Origin of the sequence: Propionivibrio dicarboxylicus (assembly GCF_900099695.1) — a bacterium.
In the GTDB taxonomy this organism is placed as follows: domain Bacteria; phylum Pseudomonadota; class Gammaproteobacteria; order Burkholderiales; family Rhodocyclaceae; genus Propionivibrio; species Propionivibrio dicarboxylicus.
The window spans coordinates 61,909-85,101 of sequence record NZ_FNCY01000019.1 but is presented as its reverse complement, the minus strand read 5'-3'; the positions used below and the strand labels follow the sequence as shown (position 1 = coordinate 85,101).

Here is a 23,193-nt window from a genome sequence, read left to right as displayed (position 1 = left end):
GGAAACGCGCGAACGCGACAAGATCGCGCGACTCTCGCGGTCCCTGTACGAACGCGGCCTGACGGCGGGCAGCAGCGGCAACATCAGCGTGCGGCTGGAAGACGGCTGGCTGCTGACGCCGACGAATTCGTGCCTGGGCGAACTCGACCCGGCGCGGATCTCGAAGCTGGACTGGAACGGACAAGTGCTGGCGGGCGATGCGCCGTCGAAGGAAGCCTTCCTGCACCGGTCGATGTACGAAGTGCGGCCGCAGGCGGGGGCGATCGTGCACCTGCACTCGACGCATTCGGCGGCAGTGTCGTGTCTGGCCGGACTGGATGCGGACAGCTGCATGCCGCCGCTGACGCCGTATTTCGTCATGAAGATCGGGCGCCTGCCGCTGGTGGCCTACCATCGGCCGGGGGACAAGGCGCTGGGCGAGGTTATCCGGGGGCTGGCGGCGAAGCACAGCGCGGTGCTCCTGTCGAATCACGGACCGGTGGTATCGGGGCCGGACCTCGAAGGGGCGATCTACGCGAGCGAGGAGCTCGAAGAGACGGCGAAGATCTTCCTGCTGCTGCAGGGACAGGCGACGAACTGCCTGAACGCGGCGCAGATGGAAGAACTGAAAGTGGCGTTCAAACTGGAGTTTTGAGACTGGGAAAGGAAAAGAAAATGCCTAAATTTGCAGCGAACTTGTCGATGATGTTTACCGAAGTGCCGTTTCCGGAGCGGTTTGCGGCGGCGGCGAAGGCGGGATTCAAGGCGGTTGAATTCCTGTTTCCGTACGACTACAGCGTCGCGGAAGTGACCGCCTGGCTCAAGGACAATGGGCTGAAGAATGCGCTCTTCAATATGCCGCCCGGGAACTGGGCGGCGGGCGAGCGGGGCATGGCGTCGATTCCGGGGCGCGAAGCCGAGTTTCGTGCCGGCGTCGCGACGGCGATCGACTATGCGCTGTCGCTCGGAACGCCGACGATCCATGCGATGGCGGGGCTCTTCCCGGCCGGTGCGGATCGGGCGCAACATCGGGCGGTGTATGTCGAGAACCTGCGTTATGCCGCCGGGGAACTGGCCAAGCACGGGTTGACCTTGGTGATCGAACCGATCAACAGCCGCGACATGCCCGGATATTTCCTCAGCATCCAGGCCGACGGCCATGCCATTCGCGAGGAAGTCGGCGCGCCGAACCTGAAGGTGCAGATGGACTTCTACCATGCGCAGATCATGGAGGGCGATCTCACCAAAACCTTCCAGAAATACTTGCCGCATATCGGCCACATCCAGATCGCCAGCGTACCCGACCGGCATGAGCCGGACGAGGGCGAGCTGAACTTCCCGCACCTCTACCAGTTGCTCGACGATTCGGGCTATGCCGGCTACGTCGGTTGCGAGTATCGCCCGCGCGGCAAGACCGAGGACGGACTCGGCTGGTTCGCGCCGTACAAGGGGAAACTATGAATGTCCTGATTACCGGCGGTGCCGGTTTTCTTGGGCAGAAACTGGCACGACGGCTGCTCGAGAAGGGCTCGCTCAAAAATGCCGATGGCGTCGAAACGAAGATCGATCGGCTGTTCCTCTTCGATATCGTACCGGCGCCGGACTTTTCCGATCCGCGCGTGACCGTGGTGACCGGCGACATCGGCAACGAGAGCGATCTTGCCCGTGCGCTCGATGCGCAAACGAGCTCGGTCTTCCACCTGGCGGCGATCGTCAGCAGCCAGGCCGAGGCCGATTTCGATCTCGGCATGCGTATCAACGTCGATGCGTTCCGCGTCGTGCTGGAGCGCTGCCGGCGTCTCGGCCAGCGCCCGAAGGTCCTGTTCGCGAGTTCGGTCGCCGTCTATGGCGGTCCGCTGCCGGCGGTGGTCCAGGACGATACCGCGCTCAATCCGAAGTCGTCCTACGGCATCCAGAAGGCGATCGGCGAACTGATGCTGTCCGACTTCAGCCGCAAGGGCTTCATCGATGGGCGCGGGCTGCGCCTGCCGACGATTTCGGTACGTCCCGGCAAACCGAACAAGGCCGCTTCGTCGTTTGCCAGTGGCATTATCCGTGAACCGCTCAACGGCGAGGATACGGTCTGCCCGGTGACGCCGGACACCCGTCTGTGGCTGCTGTCGCCGCGCCAGGTGATCGAGAACATGATCTGGGCGCACGATCTGCCGTCCGACGGCTTCGAGCTGAATCGCATGGTCAATCTGCCGGGCGTCAATGTCTCCGTCAGCGAGATGATCGACGCGCTGCGGACAGTCGCCGGCGAGGCGGCAGTGGCGCATATCCGCTGGGAGCACGATGCGACGATCCAGCGCATCGTCGGCAGCTGGCCCGCCTGCTGGAACCCCGAGCGCGCGCTGGCGATGGGCTTCAAAGGGGATGCGTCGTTTGAGGCAGCGGTTCGGGCCTATCTCGCCGACGACAAGCGCTGATCCTCATGCAGGACGCGCCCGCTGCTAGCCGGTGGGCGCGTGATTTCCTTGATGCCGCCCTCGTGTCCTGGCGGCACTCAGCCCTTGAGAACCAGCGATTCCCAGATTTCGTTGGAGTCTTCGACGGCCGTTTCTGCGCTGGTGTGATCTCGTCGAGCAATGGCGTCGAGGATGTCGCGGTGCGCTTCGGCCGATTCGCGGCTGAAGGTCTTCTGCTTTTTCAGGCTCTGGGCGATGTAGGGCCGGAAATACTGCATGACGAATCCGTAGATGGTTTCGAGCGGACCGTTCTTGGCGGCGCGGCCGAGCGTTTCGTGGAATTCGAGGTCGAGCGCCAGCAGCGCGTCGTAGTCGCGTTGTTCGCTTGAGCGCAAGGCTTCCGTGCGCTCGACGCAGCTTCTCAGCCGGGCGATGTCTTCGTCATCGGCGTTGCGGGCCGCCAGGCGCGCCACGTTCTTTTCGAGGATGACGCGCAGTTCCTTGAGTTCGGCGAAGCGCGGCCGCGAGACGATCAGGCTGAAGAGCAGCGGGTCGAAGACGACCTTGCCGCCGCCGGTGGAGATGTAGGTGCCGTCGCCGCGCCGGATGTCGACGATGCCCAAGGCCGAGAGGATTTTCATTGCCTCGCGCACCGAGCCGCGGCTGACCGACAGCAGCTTGCAGAGTTCGGTTTCCGAGGGCAGCCGGTCGCCCGGCATGACTTTTTGCGTCAGCAGCAGTTCCTTGATGCTGTTGACGACAAAGTCGACCGATGAATCGTTCGGTTTGGATGCGAGGAAGGCCGCCAGTTCATGGGGCTTCCCGCCGTCGGTGTCATTGCTTGCCAAGTGCCTCATCCCGTTGTCGCATGAAGGCGAGATTGTAGGCGTTCCAGTTGTTTTCCGCCGTGACGGTTTTCTCGAAATCATCCTGCCAGGTCAGCCAGTGCTCGACGATGCGGTGAATGCCGCGTTCTTCCGGGCGCACCGCCTTGATCATTTCGTCATAGGGCAGCAGGCCGGTGCCGAGTTCGGTGCCTTCGAGCGTGAAACCGACCCAGCCGCCGCGGCGCGTGAAGGCGAAATCCTTGACGTGCAGGTTTTTGACATACGGCGCGCAGCGGTGGATGACGTCGATCGGATGTTCGAGCGCGGCGACGCAATTGGCCGGATCGAGACAGATGCCGAGCCGTTCGCTGCCGACCGCTTCGACCAGTGCGACGAGGTCGCGCGAGCTGAGTTGCTCATAGGTCTCCAGCGCGATCGTCACATCGGCGGCGGCAAACGCCGGCAGTTGCGCGCGCAGCAGCTGTTCCGCCTCCGACAGCGTCGGCCGGTGGTCGGGCGCGGTGACCATGCTGCGGATGACCTTGACGCCGAGCGCTTCGGCGACGCGCAGGTAGCCGGCGAGATGATCGGGCCGGATCCCCTTGGTGCCGAGTTCGAGGACGATGCCGAGTTCCTGCGCGACGGCTTTCAGTTGCTGCAGCCGGGCCGGATCGTAGTCGAGAACGGCACGGTAGTCGCAGATCTGGAAGACGCCGCCGCCGAGACTCTGCGTCCGCCGCAGCATCTCGTCCAGGCTGAGCGGCGGGGTGGCACGGTCCGAGTGCTGCCAGAAGAAGGCGTAGGTTCCTAGTCCGATCATTCGTTTTTCCTTGAGGCTTTATTGGGTGGCGCTATTTCATGATCAGGTGCGGCAGATAGGTCGTCAGCGACGGGATGTACGTGATCAGACCCAGTACCAGCAGCGATATGAAGAAGGGCGGCCAGATGCCCTTGGCAAGTTTTTCCAGCCGCATGTCGGCGATGCTGCATATCGAGAAGAGTACCGCGCCGACGGGGGGTGTGATCAGTCCGAGCACGAGGTTGAAGCAGACGACGATGCCGAGGTGGATCGGGTCGATGCCGAGTTGTGCGGCGATCGGCGCGATGACCGGTGTGACGATGGTGATCGCCGGCGCGGTTTCGAGCGGGATGCCGACGAGGATCAGCAGGATGTTGATGAGGAAGAGCACGATGATCGGTGAGGTGCTGATGGTGCCGATGGCATTGATGATGAGTTGCGGGATCTCTTCCGACGCGATGATCCACGAGAAGGGTTCGGAGAGGCCGAGGAGCAGCATGACCATCGCCGATTCCAGGCCCGAGTTGAGCAGGATTTCCGGCAGCCGGCGCCAGTGGATCTTGCGGTAGAAGAAGACGCCGACGAGCAAGGCATAGACGGCGACGACGCCGGCCGCTTCGGTCGGGGTGAAGGCGCCGCCGAGGATGCCGCCCATGATGATCACCGGCATCAGCAGCGCCGGCAGCGCCTGCCAGGCGCCCAGCGCCACTTCCTTGAGCGAGGCTTGCGGCTCGCGCGGGTAGTTGCGCTTCTTGGCGACGAGATACATGTAGAGCGCCAGGAATGCCCCGAGCATCAGGCCGGGAATGACGCCGCCGAGGAAGAGTGCGCCGATCGAGACGTTGGCGATGACGCCGTACATGATGAACGGGATGCTCGGCGGGATGATCGGTCCCATGCACGAGGCGGTGGCGGTGATGGCGGCGCCGACTTCCTCGTCGTAGCCGGCTTCCTTCATGGCCGGAATCATGACCATGCCGATGGCGACGGCGGTGGCGACGGCCGAGCCGGAGATCGCCGCGAAGATGGCGCTGGCGAGAATCGTCGCGAGCCCGAGGCCGCCGTTGATGTGGCCCATGACGAGCTTGGCGAAGCGGACGAGGTCCTTGGTCAGTCCGCCCTCGTTCATCAGGTTGCCGGAGAGCATGAAGAGCGGGATGGCGAGCAAGGGGAACGAGGACATGCCGCCGAAGGTGGTCTGGATCAGCATGGTCAGCGACAGGTCTTCCTGCATCAGCACATAGACCATTGCCGAGGCGCCGAGGCCGATCGAAATGGGGACGCCGAGGCCGAGGATGACGACGAAACTGATGGCGAATACGGTCAGCATGTTATTTCTCCTCTGTCGGCGCGTGGGTCAGCAGATCGACGAGCTGCTCGACGGTGACGAAGAACATCAGCAGAAAGCCGATCGGCAGGGCCGAGTAGGGAATGCTCATCGGAATGCCCATCGTCGATGAGGTCTGGTTGCGGTTCATCCACATCTGGTCGAAGCCGTAATAGGCCAGCAAGGCCACGAATATCAGGACGATGACGAATGAGATGGCCTGGACGACGCGGGCGCCGGCCGGAGAAAGACTGTCGGGCAACGAGGTGATGCCAACCTGATAACCGCGCTTCAGGCCGACGGCGCCGCCCAGCATCGAGGCCCAGACGAGCGAGTACTGGGTCAGCTCGTTCGACCACATCGACATGTTGCCGAGCACGTATCGGCCGAAGACTTCGTATGGAACGATGATGGCGATGACGGCCATCGCCACGATGACGCTCCATCCCGCGATTTTCAGCGCGATGGCATTGAATTGCCGCAGAAACTGCATAGCATCTCCCCTCTGACCTGACCTCAGATACTCCTCGGCCGGGGAAAACCCGCCGCCAGTGACGGCGGGTTTCCGGCGAGTGCGAAGCGCGGATTACTTGGTATTGATGATGGCGTCGATCTTGTCTTTGCCGAACTGCTTGGCGAATTCGTCGAATGCCGGTTGCATGGATTTCTGCCAGGCCGGCTTGTTGACGTCGCGCACGACGACGAGGCCCTTGCCTTCCATTTCCTTGAGCTTTTTCTCTTCGTCGTCGCGGTTGAGCTTGCGTTCGAACAGCGCCACTTCCTGAGCCGCCTTGGCGATGATTTCCTGGTCATCCTTGGGGATGCGGTCCCACTTCTTCTGGCTGAACAGCACCAGCGCCGGCGAATAGACGTGGCCGGTCAGGGCGAAGTATTTCTGCGTCTCGTAGAGCTTCGAGGCGTAGAACACGGCGACCGGGTTTTCCTGGCCGTCGATGACGCCGACTTGCAGCGCCGAGTACACTTCGCTGTAGGCCATCGGCGTCGGGTTGAGGCCGGCCGTCTTGAAGGCCAGGATGTGCGCCTTGTTTTCCATCGTGCGGATCTTGAGTCCCTTGGCTTCTTCCGGCGTCTTGGCGGCGACCTTGTTATTGGTCAGGTGGCGCCAGCCGTTTTCCCAGAAGGCCAGGCCCTTGAAGCCGGACTTGTCCACGTCGGCCAGGAGTTGCTTGCCGATCGGGCCGTCGAGCACCTTGTCGACGTGTGCGTTGTCGCGGAACAGGAAAGGAATGTCGACGATCAGCATCGACGGGCTGAAGTTGCCGACCGGGCCGGTCGAGCCGACGTAGATGTCGATCGTGCCCTGTTGCAGGCCTTCGAGCATTTCGCGCTCGCCCTTGGCAAGCACGCTATCGTTGAACGGCTTGATCTGGATGCGACCGTTGGTCCGTTCCTTGACGATATCCGCGAGTTTTTGCGCGCCGACGCCGTACGGGTGCTGCGCCGTTTGCGTCATGGTCAGTTTGTAGGTTGCCTTGAAATCATCGGCGGCAAACGCGACTGTCGACATCACCATCAAAGCCATTGCGAGTGTTCGTTTCATATTGACCCTCTCCTGTGGATGCAAGTACTTCCCTGATTGACGACTGCGAAAAGTGCTGCCGCGACGCCGGTCGCTCGGGTGTGGCTGAACGGCACGGCGTTCGGCAACGCTGAAACGAAAAAGGCTAAATTTTAGGATCTTCGGGATTGAGCATCGTGGCGATTGCCTTGTCAAGGACGTCGTCATCCCAGATGCGTTTCCAGTCGTCGCGCAGGACGAGCCGGTTGCCGAGTCCGACGGCGACCTTGCAGGCGTCGGAGACCTGGACGTTGCCCATCTTGCCGAGGAAGACCGCCGACAGGATGCTGATGTGGCCGGTCAGGAAGGACACCGCGGCGTCGCGCGAGATGCCGCGACGTTCGGCTTCGTTGACCGTTTCGGCCATGGCGTAGAGCGTCGAGGCGCCAAGGATCTCGACCAGCGTCGGTTCGAGGAAGGCGATGTCGCGGATGCCCATGACGAAGCTCTTGCCGACCGGCGCGAACATCCATTCGCTGACTTTCCGGGCGTCGTCGAAGCGGGCGTCGTCGCCCTGGATCAACGCCATGACGATATCTTGCTTGCCGGCGATGCCGCCGAAGAAATCCTGGCGCGCTTCCGGCGTGTCCTGGTCGTTGAACCAGGAGGGATGGCAGGGGTGGGCGACGACGAAGGTGCAGTCGTCGCGCAGGGCGAGTTCCTTGGCAACGGCGGCGGCAGGGTCGAGGATGATCAGCGTCGCGCCCGGCCGCATCATGTTCACGATGCCGACCGAGACCTTCTTGATGAGCACGTCGGGGATGGCGAGGACGACGATGTCGGCGCGCGGGACCGCCGTTTCGGCCGATACCGTCGAAAAGCCGCGCGCCTTGATCGCGGCGATGCCGGCTTCGGAATTTTCACAGAAGAGGAGTTCGACCGCCTCTGGATGTTTCGCCAGGTTGTTGGTGACGCGTGTGCCCATTTTCCCGCCGGCGCCAATGACGCTGACGACGATCTTGCCACTCATGCTGCTCTCCTTTCAGGGGTGAAACGCTCGGGGGCGGTGCTGTCGGCCGCCTTCGGTTGATATTGCGCAAAGGTCAGACGTTTAACGTTTGATGTGAGAAGGTAGTCGTGTGCGAGATGGCTGTCAAGCATTCGTTTGAGGTCTTGCCGGCGCTCATGAAAAAAGGCCATCGCGGTGGCGATGGCCTTTCTAATCGGGGCAGAAATGCCGTTCCGGCGGCGGGCGGTTCGTTGTCGCCCGGGCGTGCGTGGCGGTGTGCTTCAGACGCTCCTGGCGTCTTTCAGCCACTTGGTGACGGGGTCGGCGCGATAGCTGGCCATGCGGTCGAGCAGTGCCTCGATGTCGGTGTCGACGAGCGCCATGGCGCGGTTCTTCGGGTGCAGGAAGCCGTCCTCGACGGCGCGGTCGAAGAGCGCCAGCAGCGGGTCGTAGAAACCGGCGATGTTGAGCAGTCCGACCGGTTTTCCGTGAAAGCCGAGCTGGCTCCAGGTGAGGATCTCGCAGAGTTCCTCGAAGGTGCCGAAACCGCCCGGTAGGGCGATGAAACCGTCGGAGAGTTCGGCCATGCGGGCCTTGCGGGTATGCATCGAGTCGACGACTTCGCAGCGCGTCAGCGTCTTGTGGTCGACCGGTCGGCCGGCGACTTCCTTGCCCATCAGCGCTTGCGGGATGATGCCGGTGACTTCGCCGCTGGCGGCGAGGCAGGCGTCGGCGACGGCGCCCATCAGGCCGATGTTGCCGGCGCCGTAGACGAGGCCGATGCCGCGTCGGGCAAGGGTGGCGCCGACGTTTTCGGCGGCGCGCAGGTAGTCGGGTTTGTTGCCGGCATTGGAGCCGCAGAAGACGCAGAGTTGTTTCATGATCGGAGGGCGGTAGTGAGTGTTATCCGGTGACGGTGACGACGATGCGGCGCCGGTGCGGGCGGCTGCGGTGTTCCCACAGGTAGATGCCTTGCCAGGTGCCGAGCGCGAGCCGGCCGTGACTGACCGGTACCGTGACGGAACTGCCGGCGATCAGGGCGCGGCCATGCGCGGCCATGTCGTCATCGCCTTCGTCGGCGTGCCGGTAGGTCGGGTCGCCGTCGGGCGCCCAGCGCCGTGCCAGCGTTTCGAGGTCGTGACGTACCGACGGGTCGGCGTTTTCGGTCAGCATCACCGAGCAGCTGGTGTGTTGCACGAAGATGTGAGCGATGCCGCGGTCGATGCCGGCATTGGCGACGATGCCATCGACATCGCTGGTGATCTCCTGCGTGCCGCGGCCGCGCGTGGCGATCTCCAGCGTTTCTTGCCAGGCCATCTCAGCCTTTGCCGGTGCTGCCGAAACCGCCGATGCCGCGCGCGCTGGCGTCGAATTCGTCGACGACGTCGAAGGCGACCTGGAGCACCGGAATGACGACGAGCTGGGCAATGCGGTCGAGCGGGTTGATGGTGAAGCTGTCCTTGCCCCGGTTCCAGGCCGAGACCATGATCTCGCCCTGATAGTCCGAATCGATCAGGCCGACCAGGTTGCCGAGCACGATGCCGTGTTTGTGGCCGAGGCCCGAGCGCGGCAGGATGATGGCGGCAAGGCCCGGGTCTTCGAGGTGGATGGCGAGTCCGGTCGGAATCAGGTGCGTGTCGCCCGGATGAAGCTTGAGCGGGCCTTCGATGCAGGCGCGCAGGTCAAGACCGGCCGAACCCGTGGTGGCGTAATGCGGAGGCGTTTCCTTGAGGCGATGGTCGAGGAGGCGGACGTCGATGCGATGCATGGGCTTTCCTGTAGTCTATGAGCAAACGAAGGCGGGGCGGTGGCGTCAGGCGTTTCCGAGCAGCAGGGCGATGCGTTCGACGAGCGCGCGCGCCAGTTCGATCTTGCTGCCCGGCGGCAGCGGCGTTTCGCCGCGGTCGTCGAAGAGCGTGACGGCGTTGCTATCGCCGCCGAAACCATCCTGGATCAGGTTGCCGACGATCAACGGGATCTTCTTGCTGCGCCGTTTGCGCTCGGCGTATTCGGCCAGGTTGCGGCTTTCGGCGGCAAAGCCGACGCAGAGCGGCGCGGCCGGCAAGGCAGCGACCTCGGCGAGGATGTCCGGCGTGCGTACCAGCGTAATCGTCGGCGGCGCGCCGTCTTCCTTCTTGATCTTGTGCTCGGCCGCTGCGGCCGGGCGGTAGTCGGCGACGGCGGCGACGCCGATGAAGACGTCCTGGGCGCCGATGCGCTGCATCACCGCTTGGTACATGTCCTGGGCGCTGGTGACGTCGACGCGGGTGATGCCGCTCGGCGTCGGCTGACTGACCGGGCCGCAGACGAGCGTTACCTCGGCACCGGCGTCGCGGGCGGCGCGGGCGATGGCAAAACCCATCTTGCCGCTGGAGAGGTTGGTGATGCCGCGGACCGGATCGAGCGCCTCGAAGGTCGGTCCGGCGGTCAGCAGCACTTTCCTGCCGGCAAGCCGCTTGGGCTGGAAGTGGGCGATCACCGCCTCGAGGATGTCCTCGGGTTCGAGCATGCGACCTTCGCCGATTTCACCGCAGGCCTGTTCGCCGCTGGCCGGGCCGAGGATGCCGACGCCGTCGGCACGCAGCGTCGCGATGTTGCGTTGTGTCGCCGGATTGCCCCACATCTCGCGGTTCATCGCCGGGGCGACGAGCAGCGGGCAGTTGCGCGCCAGGGTCAGCGTCGTCAGCAGGGTGTCGGCGATGCCGTGGGCGATCTTGGCCAGGGTGTCGGCGGAAGCCGGCGCGATCAGCAGCAGGTCGGATTCGCGCGACAGGTTGATGTGCGCCATGCCGTTGCCGGACTGGACATCCCAGGGGTCGGTGAAGACGTGCCGGCCGGTCAGCGCCTGGAAGGTCAGTGGCGTGACGAAGCGCATGGCGGCATCGGTCATCGCCACCTGCACCGAGGCCCCCTGCTTGATCAGCAGGCGCACGAGTTCCGCGGCCTTGTAAGCGGCGATGCCGCCGGTGATGCCGAGGGCGATGCGTTTTCCTTTCAATTCCATGCGAGCTTCCTTGGGACCCGTTACACTAAACGGCAAACCGGCATTTTAACCGAGCGAGATTGCACCATGGCAATTACCGACTGGCCGAAAGGAGAGCGTCCGCGCGAGCGCCTGCTCATGCAGGGCGCGGCGGCTTTGTCCGATGCCGAGCTGCTGGCGCTGTTCCTGCGTGTCGGTGTGCGCGGCAAGAGCGCCGTCGATCTGGCGCGCGAGTTGATCGCTCGCTTCGGGAGTCTGGCTCGCTTGTTCGCTGCGGCGCCGGCCGAATTGTCGAGCGTGGTGGGCATTGGCCGGGCCAAGGTGGCGCAGTTGCAGGCGGTGCTCGAAATGGCACGGCGCGCGCTCGGCGAGGCCTTGCACCAGAGCGTGCCGTTGTCGGCCCCGGAAGCCGTGCGCGATTATCTGCGTCTGCATCTCGCCGGGCTGCCCTGCGAGGTGTTTTTTGCCTTGTGGCTCGACGCGCAGAATCGCCTGATCATCGCCGAGGAGCTGTGTCGCGGGACGCTGACGCGCACGAGCGTCTATCCGCGCGAGGTGATCAAGCAGGCGCTTGCGCACAATGCGGCCGGCGTGGTCCTGGCGCACAACCACCCCTCGGGCGCCTGCGAGCCTTCGTCCGCCGACCTGCGTCTCACGCGTACGCTCAAGCAGGCACTGGAACTCGTCGAGGTGCGGGTGCTCGATCATTTCATCGTGGCCGGGGCGGCGAATCCCCTGTCGTTCGCCGAGCGCGGACTGTTAATGTGATCTTGAGCAAAAACCGCTTGAAATTCAGGAACTGTTTGCGGTAGAATGCCCGGCTTTCTCCCCAAGATTAACTGGAGCAACAATCATGGCGCGTGTCTGCCAAGTAACGGGTAAAGCCCCGATGGTCGGGAACAATGTCTCCCACGCCAACAATAGAACGAAGCGCCGCTTCCTTCCGAACCTGCAGTATCGCCGTTTCTGGGTGGAAAGCGAAAACCATTGGGTGCGCCTGCGCGTGTCCAATGCCGGTCTGCGCATCATTGACAAGAACGGCATCGACGTTGTGCTCGCTGATTTGCGTGCACGCGGCGAGATCTGACCAGGAGCCCCGCCATGCGTGACAAGATCAAGCTCGAATCGACCGCAGGAACCGGTCATTTCTACACGACGACCAAGAACAAGAAGACCAAGCCTGAAAAGCTGGAGATCAAGAAGTACGATCCCAAGGCTCGCAAGCACGTGACCTACAAGGAAACGAAACTCAAGTAATTCACAAGAAGCCGATGGCTCAGGGAAGGCCTCGTCCAATCTTTGGACGAGGTTTTTTTTCGCCTGTTTTTCCCGTTTCGCCGGCTTTCTGACATAAAAAAACGGGACGCGGTGTCGCGTCCCGTCGTTCGGTGCCGCCCCCCGGATCAGGCGATGGTAGCCAGCGCGGCGTTGAAGGTCGCGCTCGGACGCATCGCCGCCGAGGTCTTGGCGAAGTCCGGGTGGTAGTAGCCACCCATGTCGACCGGTTTGCCCTGAGCGCCCAGCAGTTCGCCGAGAATCGTCGCTTCACCTTCGCTCAATGCCTTGGCCAGCGGCGCGAAGCGCGTCTGCAATTCGGCGTCCTCGCTCTGCGCGGCGAGCGCTTGCGCCCAGTACTGCGCCAGGTAGAAGTGGCTGCCGCGGTTGTCGATCTCGCCGATCTTGCGTGCCGGTGAGCGGTTGTTGTCGAGGATCTGGCTGATCGCCTGGTCGAGCGTGCGGGCGAGGACGCCGGCTTTGGCGTTCTTCTGCGTGACGCCGAGGTGTTCAAGCGAGGCGCCGAGCGCGAGAAACTCGCCCATCGAATCCCAGCGCAGATAGCCTTCCTCCTGGAACTGCTGCACATGCTTCGGTGCCGAGCCGCCGGCGCCGGTTTCGAACAGTCCGCCGCCGGCCATCAGCGGCACGATCGACAGCATTTTCGAGCTGGTGCCGAGTTCGAGAATCGGGAAGAGGTCGGTCAGGTAATCGCGCAGCACGTTGCCGGTGACCGAGATGGTGTCGAGGCCGGCGCGGATACGGTCGAGCGAGAAGCGGGTGGCTTCGGCCGGCGCCAGGACGCGCAGATCGAGACCGGCGGTGTCATGGTCCTTGAGATAGCGTTCGACCTTGGCGATCAGCTGCGCGTCGTGCGCGCGCGCGGCGTCGAGCCAGAAGACGGCCGGCGTTTGCGTGAGGCGGGCGCGCTGGACGGCGAGCTTGACCCAGTCGCGCACCGGTGCATCCTTGACCTGGCACATGCGGAAGATGTCGCCGGCGTCGACTGCCTGTTCGAGCAGCACTTTGCCGGCGGCGTCGACGACGCGGACAGCGCCGTCGGCGGCGAGTTCGAAGGTCTTGTCGTGCGAGCCGTATTCCTCGGCCGCCTGCGCCATCAGGCCGACGTTGGGGACGCTGCCCATGGTGGTCGGGTCGAGCGCGCCGTGCTGCCGGCAGTCATCGATGGTCGCCTGGTAGATGCTGGCGTAGCAGCGATCCGGAATCAGCGCCTTGGTGTCGTGCAGCTGGCCGTCGGCCCCCCACATCTTGCCCGATTCGCGGATCATTGCCGGCATCGAGGCGTCGACGATGACGTCGCTCGGCACGTGCAGGTTGGTGATGCCCTTGTCGGAGTTGACCATTGCCAGCGCCGGACGCGCCGCCCGGCAGGCGGCGATGTCGGCGCGGATGGCGTCGCGCTGCGCGTCCGGCAGCGTCGCGATCTTGGCTTCCAGATCGCCGAGCCCGAGGTTGGGATTGGCGCCGATCGACTTGAGGACGTCGGCATGCTTGGCGAAGACGTCGGCGAAGAAGACCGAGACGGCATGGCCGAAGATGACCGGGTCGGAGACCTTCATCATCGTCGCCTTGAGGTGCAGCGAGAGCAGCAGACCTTGCGCCTTGGCGCTATCGATCTCGCGCGCGTAGAAGTCGCGCAGCGCCTTCCGGCTCATGACGCTGGCGTCGATGATCTCGCCGGCCTGCAGCGCCAGTTTGTCCTTGAGCACGCTGACCGCGCCGTCCTTGGCGACGAATTCGATGCGTGCCGTCGTTGCTTCGGGCAGCGTCAGTGATTTCTCGCTGCCGTAGAAATCGCCCTGCTGCATGTGCGCGACGTGGGTCTTCGAGTCGGCGCTCCAGGCGCCCATCCGGTGCGGGTGTTTGCGTGCGTATTGTTTGACCGAGGGCGAGGCGCGGCGGTCCGAGTTGCCTTCGCGCAGGACCGGGTTGACGGCGCTGCCGAGCACCTTGCCGTAGCGTGCCTTGATCGTCTTCTCCGCATCATTCTGCGGATTCTCGGGGTAGTCGGGCACGGCGTAGCCTTGCGCCTGCAATTCCTTGATCGCCGCCTTGAGTTGCGGCACCGAGGCGCTGATATTCGGCAACTTGATGATATTGGTATCGGGTTCGAGGGTCAGGCGGCCAAGCTCGCCGAGCGGGTCGCCGATCTTCTGCGCGTCGCTGAGGCCTTCGGGGAAGTTGGCGAGAATGCGCCCGGCCAGCGAAATGTCGCGCGTTTCGACGGCGACGCCCGCCGCGCCGGTGAACGCCCGGACGATCGGGAGCAGGGAATAGGTGGCGAGGGCCGGCGCTTCGTCGACCATCGTGTAATAGATCGTGGGGCGTGTCATTGTCTGTCCTGTCGAAAAAGTGGTTCACGCGGGCGCAGCCAGCAGTCGCTGAGAGTCGTCGGTCTGGCTTGGGGTTCCCCGTTTGTTCTCGGTGTCGGGTTTGCGAGCAGACTTCGTCTTCCGGTGGCGCCTCGCGACGGGACGCCGGGGTTTTTTTTGTTCCGTAAGTGAGGAATGTTCACAAACTTGTTCCAGGACGGAATATACCGCAATGCGGATTGAATTTCGAGTCCCGGAACGCCGATACCCGGTTTGAATTTATTCACGGCGCCCGGCGCGGACGCCCGGGATTGCGATTTGCGTCGGGAAATTCTTTTCGGGTCAATGAGATGGCATTTTTCTTGGTAGCGCCAGGCAGGCCGACAGGCCGCCCTCCGGACGGTTGCGCAGTTCGAGGCTGCCCCGGTGCAGGCGGGCGACATCGCTGACGATCGAGAGGCCGAGGCCGATGCCGCCGGTCGCCGGGTTGCGCGAGGCGTCGATGCGATAGTACGGATCGGTGACGCGGTCGAGGTGTTCGACCGGGATGCCGGGGCCGTCGTCCTCGACGAAGAGGCGCAGCGTGATGCCGTCGTCCTCGGCGCGCAGACGCGCGCAACGTCCGTATTTGATGGCGTTGTCGACGAGGTTCTGCAGGGCGCGCCGCAAGGCGGTCAGGCGTCCGGTGAAAGGCGCGCCGGCACCGTTGCCGGTGACGACGGAGTCATGACCAAGGACACGGGCATCGTCGGCGACGGTGGCGAGCAGCGCGTCGATGTCGATGGCTTGCGGCGCTTCGTTCTCGCGCAGGCTGCGCAAGTAGTCTAGGGTGGCGTCGATCATCGCCGTCATGGCGTCGAGGTCGCCGTTGATCTGTTCGCGCAGGCGCTCGTCATCGACGAGTTCGGTGCGCAGCCGCAGCCGGGTGAGCGGCGTGCGCAGGTCGTGCGAGACGGCAGCCAGCGCGCGCGAGCGTTCCTCGATGAGGCGCCGGATGCGTCCCTGCATGCGGTTGAAGGCTTGCGCCGCCTGGCGCGTCTCGCTCGGCCCGTTCTCCGGCAGGGGCGGCGCGTCGAGGTTGCTGCCGAAGTCGTCGGCGGCGCGCGCGAGTTGTTGCAGCGGGCGCGTCGCCTGGCGCACGGCGAACATAACGAGGGCACTGACGACGAGCAGCGAGACGATCAGCTCGATGACATAGTCGTTCGGCAACGGCGGGGTGCCGGTGTCGTCGCTCATGGCGATGCGGATCCATTGCCCGTCGGAGAGGCGCAGGTCCAGGGTGCGCGGTGGCAGGCCGCCGCGGCCGCCGGGACCGTCGCCATGGCGTCGGCCCATGCCGGGTCCCATGCCGCCGCCCATGCCGCCGCCCGGACCCATGCCGCTGCCGGTCGAGCGTACTTCGATGTCATTGCCGAGGCGGGCGGCGATGGCGGCCTGGAATTGTCCGCGCGGCTGGTTCGGTGCCACCTGGCTGGCGTCGATCGACTGGATGCGCAGATCGCTCGAACGCAGTGCCGCCAGGGCGGCGGGCCGGTGTTCGGGACCTTCGGCTTCGAGCACGCGCACGACCTCGGCGACGCGGTCGATCCAGTGTTGTCCTCGCGTCTGCGTGACGATGGTGGCGCGTTCGCCCCAGTGCAGCCAGAGGCTGACGAGTTGCGTGCCGAGCAGGCCGAGCGCCAGGATCAGCGCCATGCGGGCGAACAGGCTCAGTCGCATGTGCCGCGCCCGTCGACGGTGCTGGCGAGCACATAGCCTTCGCCGCGCACCGTCTTGATCAGTATCGGTTCCCGGCTGTCATCGCGCAGCCGCTGCCGCAGGCGGCTGATCTGGACGTCGATGGCACGGTCATAGGCGTCGGCTTCGCGGCCATGGATCATTTCCATGAGCTGGTCGCGGTTGAGGACGCGGTTCGGGTGTTCGAGCAGGATGCGCAACAAGCGGAATTCGCCGCCCGAGAGCGGACTGACGACGCCGTCGGGCGCGGTCAGGAGGCGCGCGGCGGTGTCCAGGCACCAGCCGGAGAAATGCAGGCAGCGTGCCGGTTCCGGCCGCAGGTTGGGCGGCAGCGCGCGGGTGCGGCGCAGGATCGTCTTGATCCGGGCCAGCAGTTCGCGCGGGTTGAACGGCTTGACCAGGTAATCGTCGGCGCCCATTTCGATGCCGATGATGCGGTCGGTATCCTCGGCGCGCGCCGTCAGCATCAGGATCGGCAATGCCGCCGTCGCCGGGCGGGCGCGCAGATCGCGGCACAGCGTCAGTCCATCGCTGTCGGGCAGCATCAGGTCGAGGACGACGAGGTCGATGACGTGGCGCTCGAGTTGCTGCCACATCTCGCGACCGTCGCGTGCCGGCTGGGCAGCGAGCCCGTTGCGGACGAGGTAATCGACGAGCAGACGGCGGATTTCCGGGTCGTCGTCGACGATGAGGATGGTATCGGCTTTTTCCATGAATCGTTGTCGGGAAGATGCTAATGCGATTTAACGTCAACTCTTCGGGGAGCGGAAGTGCTTTTGTAACACAGTGTTGCAAAGCAGTGCGGCGCAACACCGCGATGCAATTCGGCGTCGTCCGGCAATATGGCGCTTACATTGCGGGCGTTTAATGACAAGCGTGGACGACGGAGCTGCCGTCGCCCGGTTTGACTCGATAAGGAGACGATCATGACGATGACGAAACGTGGCATATCCTGGCTGTTCGCGTTGCTGCTCGGCGGTGCTGTCGCGCTGCCGGCCTTGGCTCAGCAGGGACCGGGAGGCGGTCCGGGCGCTCAGGGGGCCGGGCCGTGTACGACCAATTGCGGTCCCGGTTGGGGCGGCGGTCCAGGTATGGGGCCTGGCATGGGACCGGGACCGGGAATGGGAATGGGTCCCGGGATGGGAGGTCCCGGCATGGGCCGCGGGCCGAGACATGGCATGGGGCCCGGAATGCGTTTCAGCCAGCGCAACACGGCCGGTTGGTCGTTGATGACGCCGGAGGAACGGACGGCGCATCGCGACAAGATGCGTTCGCTCAAGACCTATGATGAGTGCAAGACGGTACAAAGCGCTCAGCATGCGCTCATGCAACAGCGTGCCAAGGAGAAGGGTGTGACCTTGCCCGAACCGCGTTACAACGTCTGTGACAGGATGAAAGACCGCGGCATATTGAAGTAAGGCGCTGTCATCCCGTTCTCCGGTCGGGACGTCGTTTTGCGGCGTTCCGGCCGGTTTGTTCTGGCGCTGTCATATTATTCATATTGTTGCAGCCATAATCTCGAATGGGTATTATCCTCGCCGTGTCGGTATCCATTTAAAAAAACCGCATAGGCCGCTCACACCCAAAACGAATGACTCACGATAAATCAGCGCGTAGCGAACCCAGGGTTTACCTGATTGATGACGATCCGGTGGCGAGTTTCTTGCTGGTCGATCTTGTCGAGTCGGTGAATCTTCCCTGCAAGGTGTTCGAAAGCGCGGTGCTGTTTCTCGATGAGCCGCTCGAGGATCTTGAGGGCTGTATCGTCAGCGACCTGCGCATGCCCGGCATGAGCGGGCTTGAACTCCAGGAAGAATTGCACCGGCGGAATATCAACCTGCCGATGATTTTCGTATCGGCCTACGCCGAGGTTCAGTCGGTCGTTCGCGCCATGCGCGGCGGCGCGCTCGATTTCTTCCAGAAACCGTTCTCCTCGCAACAGCTGATCGAACGCATCCAGGATGGTTTGCGCATCGATCGCGAACGTGCCGAATTGCAGGCCCGCAACCGCCGGATGGGGGAGCGCATTGCCTTGCTGACGCCGCGCGAGAAGGAGGTCCTGCAAGGGATCTTCGAGGGCAAGCTGACCAAGGTGATTGCCGAGGAACTTGGCATCAGCACGCGCACCGCTGAAACCTACCGCCAACTCATCATGCAGAAGTTGCAGGCGGGGTCGATCGCCGAGTTGGTACGCATCGTCATTGAGGCGATGCCACCGGGGAAAGCGACGCTGTCGTCTCAATAGCGCTGTCAGCCGATCCGCTCTCTTCAGCGGACTTGCGTTGGATGCGCTGGACTTCGCCGAGGGCGAGGGCGAAATCGAAGATGTCGATGGCCGCAAGCAGTGCTTCGGCGTTGTTGCCGAGCGTTTGCTGGAGGAACTTCCGCTCCTTGCGGGCGAGTGAACCGGCCGAGATGTCGCCCGCTTCCAGCAGTTTTTCGAGGTGCAACAGGACTTCGTTGCAGCGCGCATGATCGGGCGCACCGGTTTCGGCGCGGCGGGAATTCTGTTCGCGTACCTGTTGCAGCACGTCGACCAGACTGGTCAGCTTTTGCCGTAGCGGCTGGTAGAGAATGTCGATTTCCTCCATCGGCGCCGCGCGGCGCAATGCCGTCATCAGGCGTCCGGCGGCTTCGGCGACCGGCACCGCGCCGATCAGCGCCGCCGTTCCCTTGAGCGCGTGGACGACCTGTTCGAAACGCTCCATGTCGTTGGCCGCCAGGGCTTCGGCGAGGCTGTCGGCATCGAACTCGTGCCGTTGCAGGAACAGATTGATGACGTGCAAGTACTTGTCCTCATTGCCGCGAACGCGGGCAAGTCCCTGGGTAAGGTCGAGTTCCTCGATGCCGGCGAGTTGTTCCGAGAGTGAGCGCGGCGTGCCTTCTTCCACCGGCGCGGCCTTGTTCTCCTCGGCCGGCACCTGGCGCTTGCCGTCCCGCGGCAGCCAGCGGATCAGGACACTGTAGAGCTTGTCGGGATTGACCGGCTTGGTGATGAAGTCGTTCATGCCGGCCTGCATGCAGGCGCGCCGGTCTTCGTCGAAGGCATTGGCGGTCATCGCCAGGATCGGGATGTTGGCATGACCGGGCAGCGCGCGGATGGCGCGCGAGGCGTCAAGTCCGTTCATTTCCGGCATCTGGATATCCATCAGGATGAGGTCGTATGGCGTCGTCCTTGCCTTGTCGATCGCCTCGCGACCGTTGCGCGCCGAATCGACCTGCAGGCCGACGCTGTGCAGCAGCAACTGGGCGACTTCAAGATTGACATCGACATCGTCGGCAATCAGCACACGCGCGCCGGCATGGTGCGCGAGGATTTCATGCTCCAGATTGACCGTGGCGGCGGGCTCGACGATGTTCGGCCGAATGCCTTTTCCATGCTTCAGGCGGGCAGTGAACCAGAAGGTGCTGCCACGGTGGCGTTCGCTGTATACGCCGGTGTCGCCGCCCATCAGTTTGGCCAGGCGGCGGGTGATGGCGAGGCCCAGGCCGCTGCCGCCGTATTTGCGCGTGGTCGAGGAGTCTGCCTGCTCGAAGGTCTGGAACAGCTCGGGAATCTTCTCTTCGGGGATGCCGATGCCGGTGTCTTCGACTTCGAAACGGACGGTCAGCGCACTGCCGTCGTCTTCGAGCAGGACGGCGCGGAGCACGATGTGTCCCTGCTCGGTGAATTTGACGGCGTTGGCGGCGTAGTTGAGCAGTGCCTGGCGCAGGCGCGTCGGGTCGCCGTGCAGCCAGAGCGGCACGTTGCCGGTGTCGACCATGACCGGCAGGCGCTTCTGGCGTGCTTCGTCGGTGATGAGGCCGCGAACGTCGTCGAGGATCGAGGGCAGCGTGAAGTCGGTTTCCTCGATTTCCATCTTGTCGGCCTCGATTTTGGAGAGGTCGAGGATATTGTTGATCAGCGACAGCAGGTGCGAGGCGGCATTCTCGATTTTCTCGAGCCGATCGACCTGGCGGGGCGTCGGGTCGCTGCTGCGCAGGAGGTGCGCGAGGCCGACGATGGCGTTCATCGGCGTGCGGATTTCGTGGCTCATGTTGGCGAGGAAGACGCTCTTGGCCTTGTTGGCCGTTTCGGCCTGGATGCGGGCTTCGGCCAGTTGCGCGGTGCGATCGTCGACGAGTTCCTCAAGATGGTCACGGTAGCGCCCGAGTTCGTCGTTCAGTTTCTGTTTCTCGGTGACGTCTTCCTTGACAGCGACATAGTGGGTGACGGTCCCGTCGTCCTGACGGATCGGCGCGACGACGGCGAATTCGACGAAACGCGTGCCGTCCTTGCGTTGATTGTTGAATTCGCCCCGCCAGGACTCGCCGCGGCGCAGCGTCTCCCAGAGCGACGCGAAGACCTCGGGCGGTGTTTCGCCGGAATGGAGCATGCTCGGATTCTGTCCGAGCGCTTCCTTGCGCGTGTAGCCGGTGTGGTCGGTGAATGCCTCGTTAACGTAGACGATCCGGGCTTGCGTGTCGGTAATGACGACGGCGTCGGGACTCTGGCGGACCGCTTCGGAGAGCATGCGCAGGGTCTGTTCGTTCTTCTTGCGTTCGGTGATGTCCTGAATCGACGAGAGCAGGAGCGTTCGCTCGCCGATCTCGATCGGCCCGGAAAAGACCTCGACGTCGCGTACGTCGCCGCCGGCCCGGCGATGCCGGAACTGGAAGTGGTGATGGTCCCGGCTGGTGACGATCTGCATGCGTGCACGGATGCTGTCGCCGGGCAGCACGTTGATGTCCTGGATGTGCATCGTGCACAGCGTGTCGAGATTCCAGCCGTAATAGCGGCAGGCTTGCTCGTTGGCGTCGACGATGGCGCCCGATTCCGGGTCGATCAGCAGCATTGCCATGTTATTACGGGTGAATAAGCTGGCATAGCGCGCCTCGCTCGCCTTGAGCGCCAGATCGGCCTGCTTCTGCTCGCTGATGTCGGTCAGCGTCATGCGTATCGCCGTCGGCTCGCCGGGCAGCATCTGCATGGCGCCTTCAGCGCGGAGCGTGTGGATATTTTCGACGTCCGACGTGGCGAGCCTGAACTCGAAACCGTGCGCTTCCCTGTACTGTGTCACGGCGTCGACGAATTCCTCCCACAGCGGAAGGTCGTCGCGATCGATGAATTCGGCGAAATTGGCGCCGGAGATGCGTTCGCGCGATACCGCCAGCAGGGCGATGCCGGTGTGATTGATGCGCTGGATGTCGCCGTCGAGCGACAGGGTCAGATAGGCGGCCGGGGCGAATTCGTAGAGGCTCACGTAGCGGCTGCGCGATTCCTCGAGTGCCGCCTTGGCCTGGCGCAGCGAGGCGTTCTGCGCCTCGAGTTCTTCCTGGTTTTTCTTGAGCTTGGCGTTGGCGATGCGCAGTGCCAGTTCATCATGCTTGCGCTGGGTGATGTCTTCGGCGGTGCCGATGAGGTACTCGATCGCGCCTTCGGGCGAGCGGACGGCGCGGAGGTCGAAGTTGATGAAGATGATCGTGCCATCCTTGCGCACGGCACGGTGCTCGAGCGTGGCGACATCGGCAGTGTTGGTGAAGATGGCTCGCACTTTCTCGCGCACCGCCGGTATGTCTTCGGGATGGACGACGTCGAACCAGGTGCGTTGCACGAGTTCCTCGTTGTCGTAGCCGGCGATCTGGCAGGCGCGTTCGTTGACCCGGACGAAGCGATGCATCGTCGGCGAGAAGATCGCCATGCCGACGAAGGGCAGGTCGAAGAAGCGCTGGAGCAGTTGGTCGGCTTTGTTTCTTTCGCTGGCGAGATAGAGCTGGTGGGCGTTTTCACGTTGTCGCCAGAGCAGCGCCAGCACGCCCATGGTGATCAACGTCGCGACGATGGCGATCGACAGAACCCAGGCGGCGGCGTGCCGTACCGGTGTCATGACCTCGTCGTGTTCGACGCTGGCGAGCACGACCCAGGCGGTGTCGCGCACCGGGCGGAATGAGGCGAGGACCTTCTTGCCCAGATAGTTGTCGCCGATGAGCATGCCATTGGCGTTATCGGCAAAAGCCATCGCCGCGACGGCTTTCGGCGTCGATAGCGCGATTTCTGCGCCTTGCGGCGGCATCTTGCCGTCACGTAGCGTGTTCAGCAGGATGGCCTGGCCGGCGCGTTTCTGCAGCAGCAGGATCTCGCCGCTGCGATCCGGTGTCGGCCATTGCGCGAGTTCCGAGAAAATGTCGGCCTGGACATCGATGCAGAAAACGATGAAGCCCGACAGCGTCGTCCTGCCGGCGTCGTCGCTGTGGCGGAGGGGCGCAACGAAATACATGACGGTGGCGCCGTCCGGTGTCGTCATCAGCTCGCTGCGCACGACGGCGCCGCGCGTGCGCGCTTTTTGCAACAGCGCCTGGATCGGTTCGGTCGGCCGGATGGTGTCGCCATCGTTGAGGATGAGGCTGCCTTTTTCGTTGAACAGCGTGATCGACCGGTAATGGCTCTTGGTCGTGCGAATGGCGCGGATGCGGTTGGCGATGAATTCTGTGGCCTCGTTGCGTGCGTCCGCCTTGATGCGTTCGACGAGGCGCGAAAGCGCGCTGCCGCGGGCGAAAATCTCGGCATCGGTCTGCCGCTCGCTCAGCCAGTTTTCGACCTGGTCGCTTTTCAGCTGGGCAACCGTCGATAGGGCATCGAAGGCACTGTGTTCGACCTTGCGCGTCTCGGTGATCATGAAGATGCCGGCGAGGCCGGGGACGATCAGCAGCAGGACGAGGAAGAAAAGCGTCAGATAGCGCGTCTTGTACGGCGCGATCAGCGACGGGGATTCCTGGCGTGCCGGTGTCGGTTCGGTCGACAGCGCAATGAGGATGAATGCGGCCGATGCGAGAATCAAGAAAAGGTGCATGCCGGTCGTGAACAGCGGGCTGGCTCCGCCCGGCAAATTGCCCGTCGATAATTCTTCGGCGACCAGGATGAGCGCGGCGAGCAGCAGGTACGCGAAAACGATGACCAGGGACCGTCGTTGCCTGAGCACGGCGAACAAGCGATTGACGGTGGCATTGATCATGATCG

The 23,193-nt window shown here is 63.7% G+C and carries 22 protein-coding genes; 8 read left to right on the top strand and 14 right to left on the bottom strand.

What is annotated here, in order from left to right; all coding sequences use genetic code 11:
* From otnC to denD, 3 genes are all read left to right on the top strand, one after another.
* A partial coding sequence (gene otnC / locus BLR25_RS17590) for a 3-oxo-tetronate 4-phosphate decarboxylase (protein WP_218122800.1) occupies positions 1-634 on the top strand: 634 nt, incomplete at its 5' end.
* 20 nt (positions 635-654) lie between these two features.
* Entirely contained in the window at positions 655-1,440 is a 786-nt protein-coding gene (gene otnI, locus BLR25_RS17585; protein WP_091939518.1) for a 2-oxo-tetronate isomerase, read from the top strand.
* Positions 1,437-2,408, top strand: a complete 972-nt coding sequence (gene denD, locus BLR25_RS17580; protein ID WP_091939517.1) for a D-erythronate dehydrogenase — start codon at positions 1,437-1,439, stop codon at positions 2,406-2,408. The genes otnI and denD overlap by 4 nt, the downstream gene beginning before the upstream one ends.
* Positions 2,409-2,485: 77 nt before the next feature.
* Here denD and BLR25_RS17575 read toward each other — a convergent pair whose 3' ends face one another.
* From BLR25_RS17575 to coaBC, 10 genes are all read right to left on the bottom strand, one after another.
* Positions 2,486-3,235 carry a FadR/GntR family transcriptional regulator gene (locus BLR25_RS17575; RefSeq protein WP_218122799.1) on the bottom strand — a complete coding sequence of 250 codons (750 nt, stop codon included), beginning with the start codon at positions 3,233-3,235 and terminating at the stop codon, positions 2,486-2,488.
* Positions 3,222-4,034 carry a sugar phosphate isomerase/epimerase family protein gene (locus tag BLR25_RS17570; RefSeq protein WP_091939513.1) on the bottom strand — a complete coding sequence of 271 codons (813 nt, stop codon included), beginning with the start codon at positions 4,032-4,034 and terminating at the stop codon, positions 3,222-3,224. The genes BLR25_RS17575 and BLR25_RS17570 overlap by 14 nt, the downstream gene beginning before the upstream one ends.
* A 31-nt stretch (positions 4,035-4,065) precedes the next feature.
* Positions 4,066-5,343, bottom strand: a complete 1,278-nt coding sequence (locus BLR25_RS17565) for a TRAP transporter large permease (RefSeq protein ID WP_091939511.1) — start codon at positions 5,341-5,343, stop codon at positions 4,066-4,068.
* Position 5,344: 1 nt separating this feature from the next.
* Positions 5,345-5,833 (bottom strand): TRAP transporter small permease, encoded by a 489-nt coding sequence (locus BLR25_RS17560; RefSeq protein ID WP_091939509.1) that lies wholly within the window; start codon positions 5,831-5,833, stop codon positions 5,345-5,347.
* Positions 5,834-5,926: 93 nt separating this feature from the next.
* A complete protein-coding gene (locus tag BLR25_RS17555) occupies positions 5,927-6,901 on the bottom strand; it encodes a TRAP transporter substrate-binding protein (protein ID WP_176785970.1) in 975 nt (324 codons plus the stop codon).
* 124 nt (positions 6,902-7,025) lie between these two features.
* Positions 7,026-7,889 (bottom strand): phosphogluconate dehydrogenase C-terminal domain-containing protein, encoded by an 864-nt coding sequence (locus tag BLR25_RS17550; protein WP_091939505.1) that lies wholly within the window; start codon positions 7,887-7,889, stop codon positions 7,026-7,028.
* Between the two features lie 260 nt (positions 7,890-8,149).
* Entirely contained in the window at positions 8,150-8,749 is a 600-nt protein-coding gene (locus BLR25_RS17545; RefSeq protein WP_091939502.1) for an LOG family protein, read from the bottom strand.
* Between the two features lie 22 nt (positions 8,750-8,771).
* Positions 8,772-9,185, bottom strand: coding sequence for a secondary thiamine-phosphate synthase enzyme YjbQ (locus BLR25_RS17540; RefSeq protein ID WP_091939499.1), 414 nt, complete (start codon positions 9,183-9,185; stop codon positions 8,772-8,774).
* A 1-nt stretch (position 9,186) separates the two neighbouring features.
* Complete coding sequence (dut, locus tag BLR25_RS17535) at positions 9,187-9,636, bottom strand: dUTP diphosphatase (RefSeq protein ID WP_091939497.1); 450 nt, start codon at positions 9,634-9,636, stop codon at positions 9,187-9,189.
* A 45-nt stretch (positions 9,637-9,681) separates the two neighbouring features.
* Complete coding sequence (coaBC, locus tag BLR25_RS17530) at positions 9,682-10,872, bottom strand: bifunctional phosphopantothenoylcysteine decarboxylase/phosphopantothenate--cysteine ligase CoaBC (protein WP_091939495.1); 1,191 nt, start codon at positions 10,870-10,872, stop codon at positions 9,682-9,684.
* 66 nt (positions 10,873-10,938) lie between these two features.
* On the opposite strand from coaBC, the gene radC reads away from it, so the two are divergent.
* The 3 genes from radC to rpmG all read left to right on the top strand — a co-directional run bounded on the left by radC (position 10,939) and on the right by rpmG (position 12,108).
* Positions 10,939-11,619, top strand: coding sequence for a RadC family protein (gene radC / locus BLR25_RS17525; protein WP_091939493.1), 681 nt, complete (start codon positions 10,939-10,941; stop codon positions 11,617-11,619).
* An 85-nt stretch (positions 11,620-11,704) separates the two neighbouring features.
* Positions 11,705-11,938, top strand: coding sequence for a 50S ribosomal protein L28 (rpmB, locus tag BLR25_RS17520; RefSeq protein WP_091939491.1), 234 nt, complete (start codon positions 11,705-11,707; stop codon positions 11,936-11,938).
* Between the two features lie 14 nt (positions 11,939-11,952).
* The gene (gene rpmG, locus BLR25_RS17515; RefSeq protein WP_091939489.1) at positions 11,953-12,108 is read left to right on the top strand and encodes a 50S ribosomal protein L33; all 156 of its coding nucleotides are present in this window, start codon (positions 11,953-11,955) and stop codon (positions 12,106-12,108) included.
* Between the two features lie 146 nt (positions 12,109-12,254).
* Here rpmG and BLR25_RS17510 read toward each other — a convergent pair whose 3' ends face one another.
* From BLR25_RS17510 to BLR25_RS17500, 3 genes are all read right to left on the bottom strand, one after another.
* Entirely contained in the window at positions 12,255-14,480 is a 2,226-nt protein-coding gene (locus tag BLR25_RS17510) for an NADP-dependent isocitrate dehydrogenase (protein WP_091939487.1), read from the bottom strand.
* A gap of 321 nt (positions 14,481-14,801) precedes the next feature.
* Positions 14,802-16,178 carry an ATP-binding protein gene (locus BLR25_RS17505; RefSeq protein ID WP_091939485.1) on the bottom strand — a complete coding sequence of 459 codons (1,377 nt, stop codon included), beginning with the start codon at positions 16,176-16,178 and terminating at the stop codon, positions 14,802-14,804.
* Complete coding sequence (locus BLR25_RS17500; RefSeq protein WP_091939483.1) at positions 16,169-16,909, bottom strand: response regulator; 741 nt, start codon at positions 16,907-16,909, stop codon at positions 16,169-16,171. Before BLR25_RS17500 ends, BLR25_RS17505 begins: the two co-directional genes overlap by 10 nt.
* Positions 16,910-17,122: 213 nt before the next feature.
* Between BLR25_RS17500 and BLR25_RS21835 the strand changes: the two genes are divergently transcribed.
* Together BLR25_RS21835 and BLR25_RS17490 are read left to right on the top strand one after the other, a co-directional pair.
* Positions 17,123-17,614, top strand: a complete 492-nt coding sequence (locus BLR25_RS21835) for a hypothetical protein (RefSeq protein WP_143009908.1) — start codon at positions 17,123-17,125, stop codon at positions 17,612-17,614.
* 173 nt (positions 17,615-17,787) lie between these two features.
* The gene (locus tag BLR25_RS17490; RefSeq protein WP_091939481.1) at positions 17,788-18,441 is read left to right on the top strand and encodes a response regulator transcription factor; all 654 of its coding nucleotides are present in this window, start codon (positions 17,788-17,790) and stop codon (positions 18,439-18,441) included.
* On the opposite strand, the gene BLR25_RS17485 is transcribed toward BLR25_RS17490, so the two are convergent.
* A complete protein-coding gene (locus BLR25_RS17485; RefSeq protein WP_091939478.1) occupies positions 18,395-23,188 on the bottom strand; it encodes a PAS domain S-box protein in 4,794 nt (1,597 codons plus the stop codon). The two genes, BLR25_RS17490 and BLR25_RS17485, sit on opposite strands and share 47 nt — an antisense overlap.
* Positions 23,189-23,193 lie beyond the last annotated feature (5 nt).

Coding starts and splice junctions, on each gene's coding strand:
- otnI (WP_091939518.1), top strand. CDS start 655: ATGCCTAAATTTGCAGCGAACTTGTCGATGATGTTTACCGAAGTGCCG.
- denD (WP_091939517.1), top strand. CDS start 1,437: ATGAATGTCCTGATTACCGGCGGTGCCGGTTTTCTTGGGCAGAAACTG.
- BLR25_RS17570 (WP_091939513.1), bottom strand. CDS start 4,034: ATGATCGGACTAGGAACCTACGCCTTCTTCTGGCAGCACTCGGACCGT.
- BLR25_RS17565 (WP_091939511.1), bottom strand. CDS start 5,343: ATGCTGACCGTATTCGCCATCAGTTTCGTCGTCATCCTCGGCCTCGGC.
- BLR25_RS17560 (WP_091939509.1), bottom strand. CDS start 5,833: ATGCAGTTTCTGCGGCAATTCAATGCCATCGCGCTGAAAATCGCGGGA.
- BLR25_RS17555 (WP_176785970.1), bottom strand. CDS start 6,901: ATGAAACGAACACTCGCAATGGCTTTGATGGTGATGTCGACAGTCGCG.
- BLR25_RS17550 (WP_091939505.1), bottom strand. CDS start 7,889: ATGAGTGGCAAGATCGTCGTCAGCGTCATTGGCGCCGGCGGGAAAATG.
- BLR25_RS17545 (WP_091939502.1), bottom strand. CDS start 8,749: ATGAAACAACTCTGCGTCTTCTGCGGCTCCAATGCCGGCAACAAACCC.
- BLR25_RS17540 (WP_091939499.1), bottom strand. CDS start 9,185: ATGGCCTGGCAAGAAACGCTGGAGATCGCCACGCGCGGCCGCGGCACG.
- dut (WP_091939497.1), bottom strand. CDS start 9,636: ATGCATCGCATCGACGTCCGCCTCCTCGACCATCGCCTCAAGGAAACG.
- coaBC (WP_091939495.1), bottom strand. CDS start 10,872: ATGGAATTGAAAGGAAAACGCATCGCCCTCGGCATCACCGGCGGCATC.
- radC (WP_091939493.1), top strand. CDS start 10,939: ATGGCAATTACCGACTGGCCGAAAGGAGAGCGTCCGCGCGAGCGCCTG.
- rpmB (WP_091939491.1), top strand. CDS start 11,705: ATGGCGCGTGTCTGCCAAGTAACGGGTAAAGCCCCGATGGTCGGGAAC.
- rpmG (WP_091939489.1), top strand. CDS start 11,953: ATGCGTGACAAGATCAAGCTCGAATCGACCGCAGGAACCGGTCATTTC.
- BLR25_RS17510 (WP_091939487.1), bottom strand. CDS start 14,480: ATGACACGCCCCACGATCTATTACACGATGGTCGACGAAGCGCCGGCC.
- BLR25_RS17505 (WP_091939485.1), bottom strand. CDS start 16,178: ATGCGACTGAGCCTGTTCGCCCGCATGGCGCTGATCCTGGCGCTCGGC.
- BLR25_RS17500 (WP_091939483.1), bottom strand. CDS start 16,909: ATGGAAAAAGCCGATACCATCCTCATCGTCGACGACGACCCGGAAATC.
- BLR25_RS21835 (WP_143009908.1), top strand. CDS start 17,123: ATGACGATGACGAAACGTGGCATATCCTGGCTGTTCGCGTTGCTGCTC.
- BLR25_RS17490 (WP_091939481.1), top strand. CDS start 17,788: ATGACTCACGATAAATCAGCGCGTAGCGAACCCAGGGTTTACCTGATT.
- BLR25_RS17485 (WP_091939478.1), bottom strand. CDS start 23,188: ATGATCAATGCCACCGTCAATCGCTTGTTCGCCGTGCTCAGGCAACGA.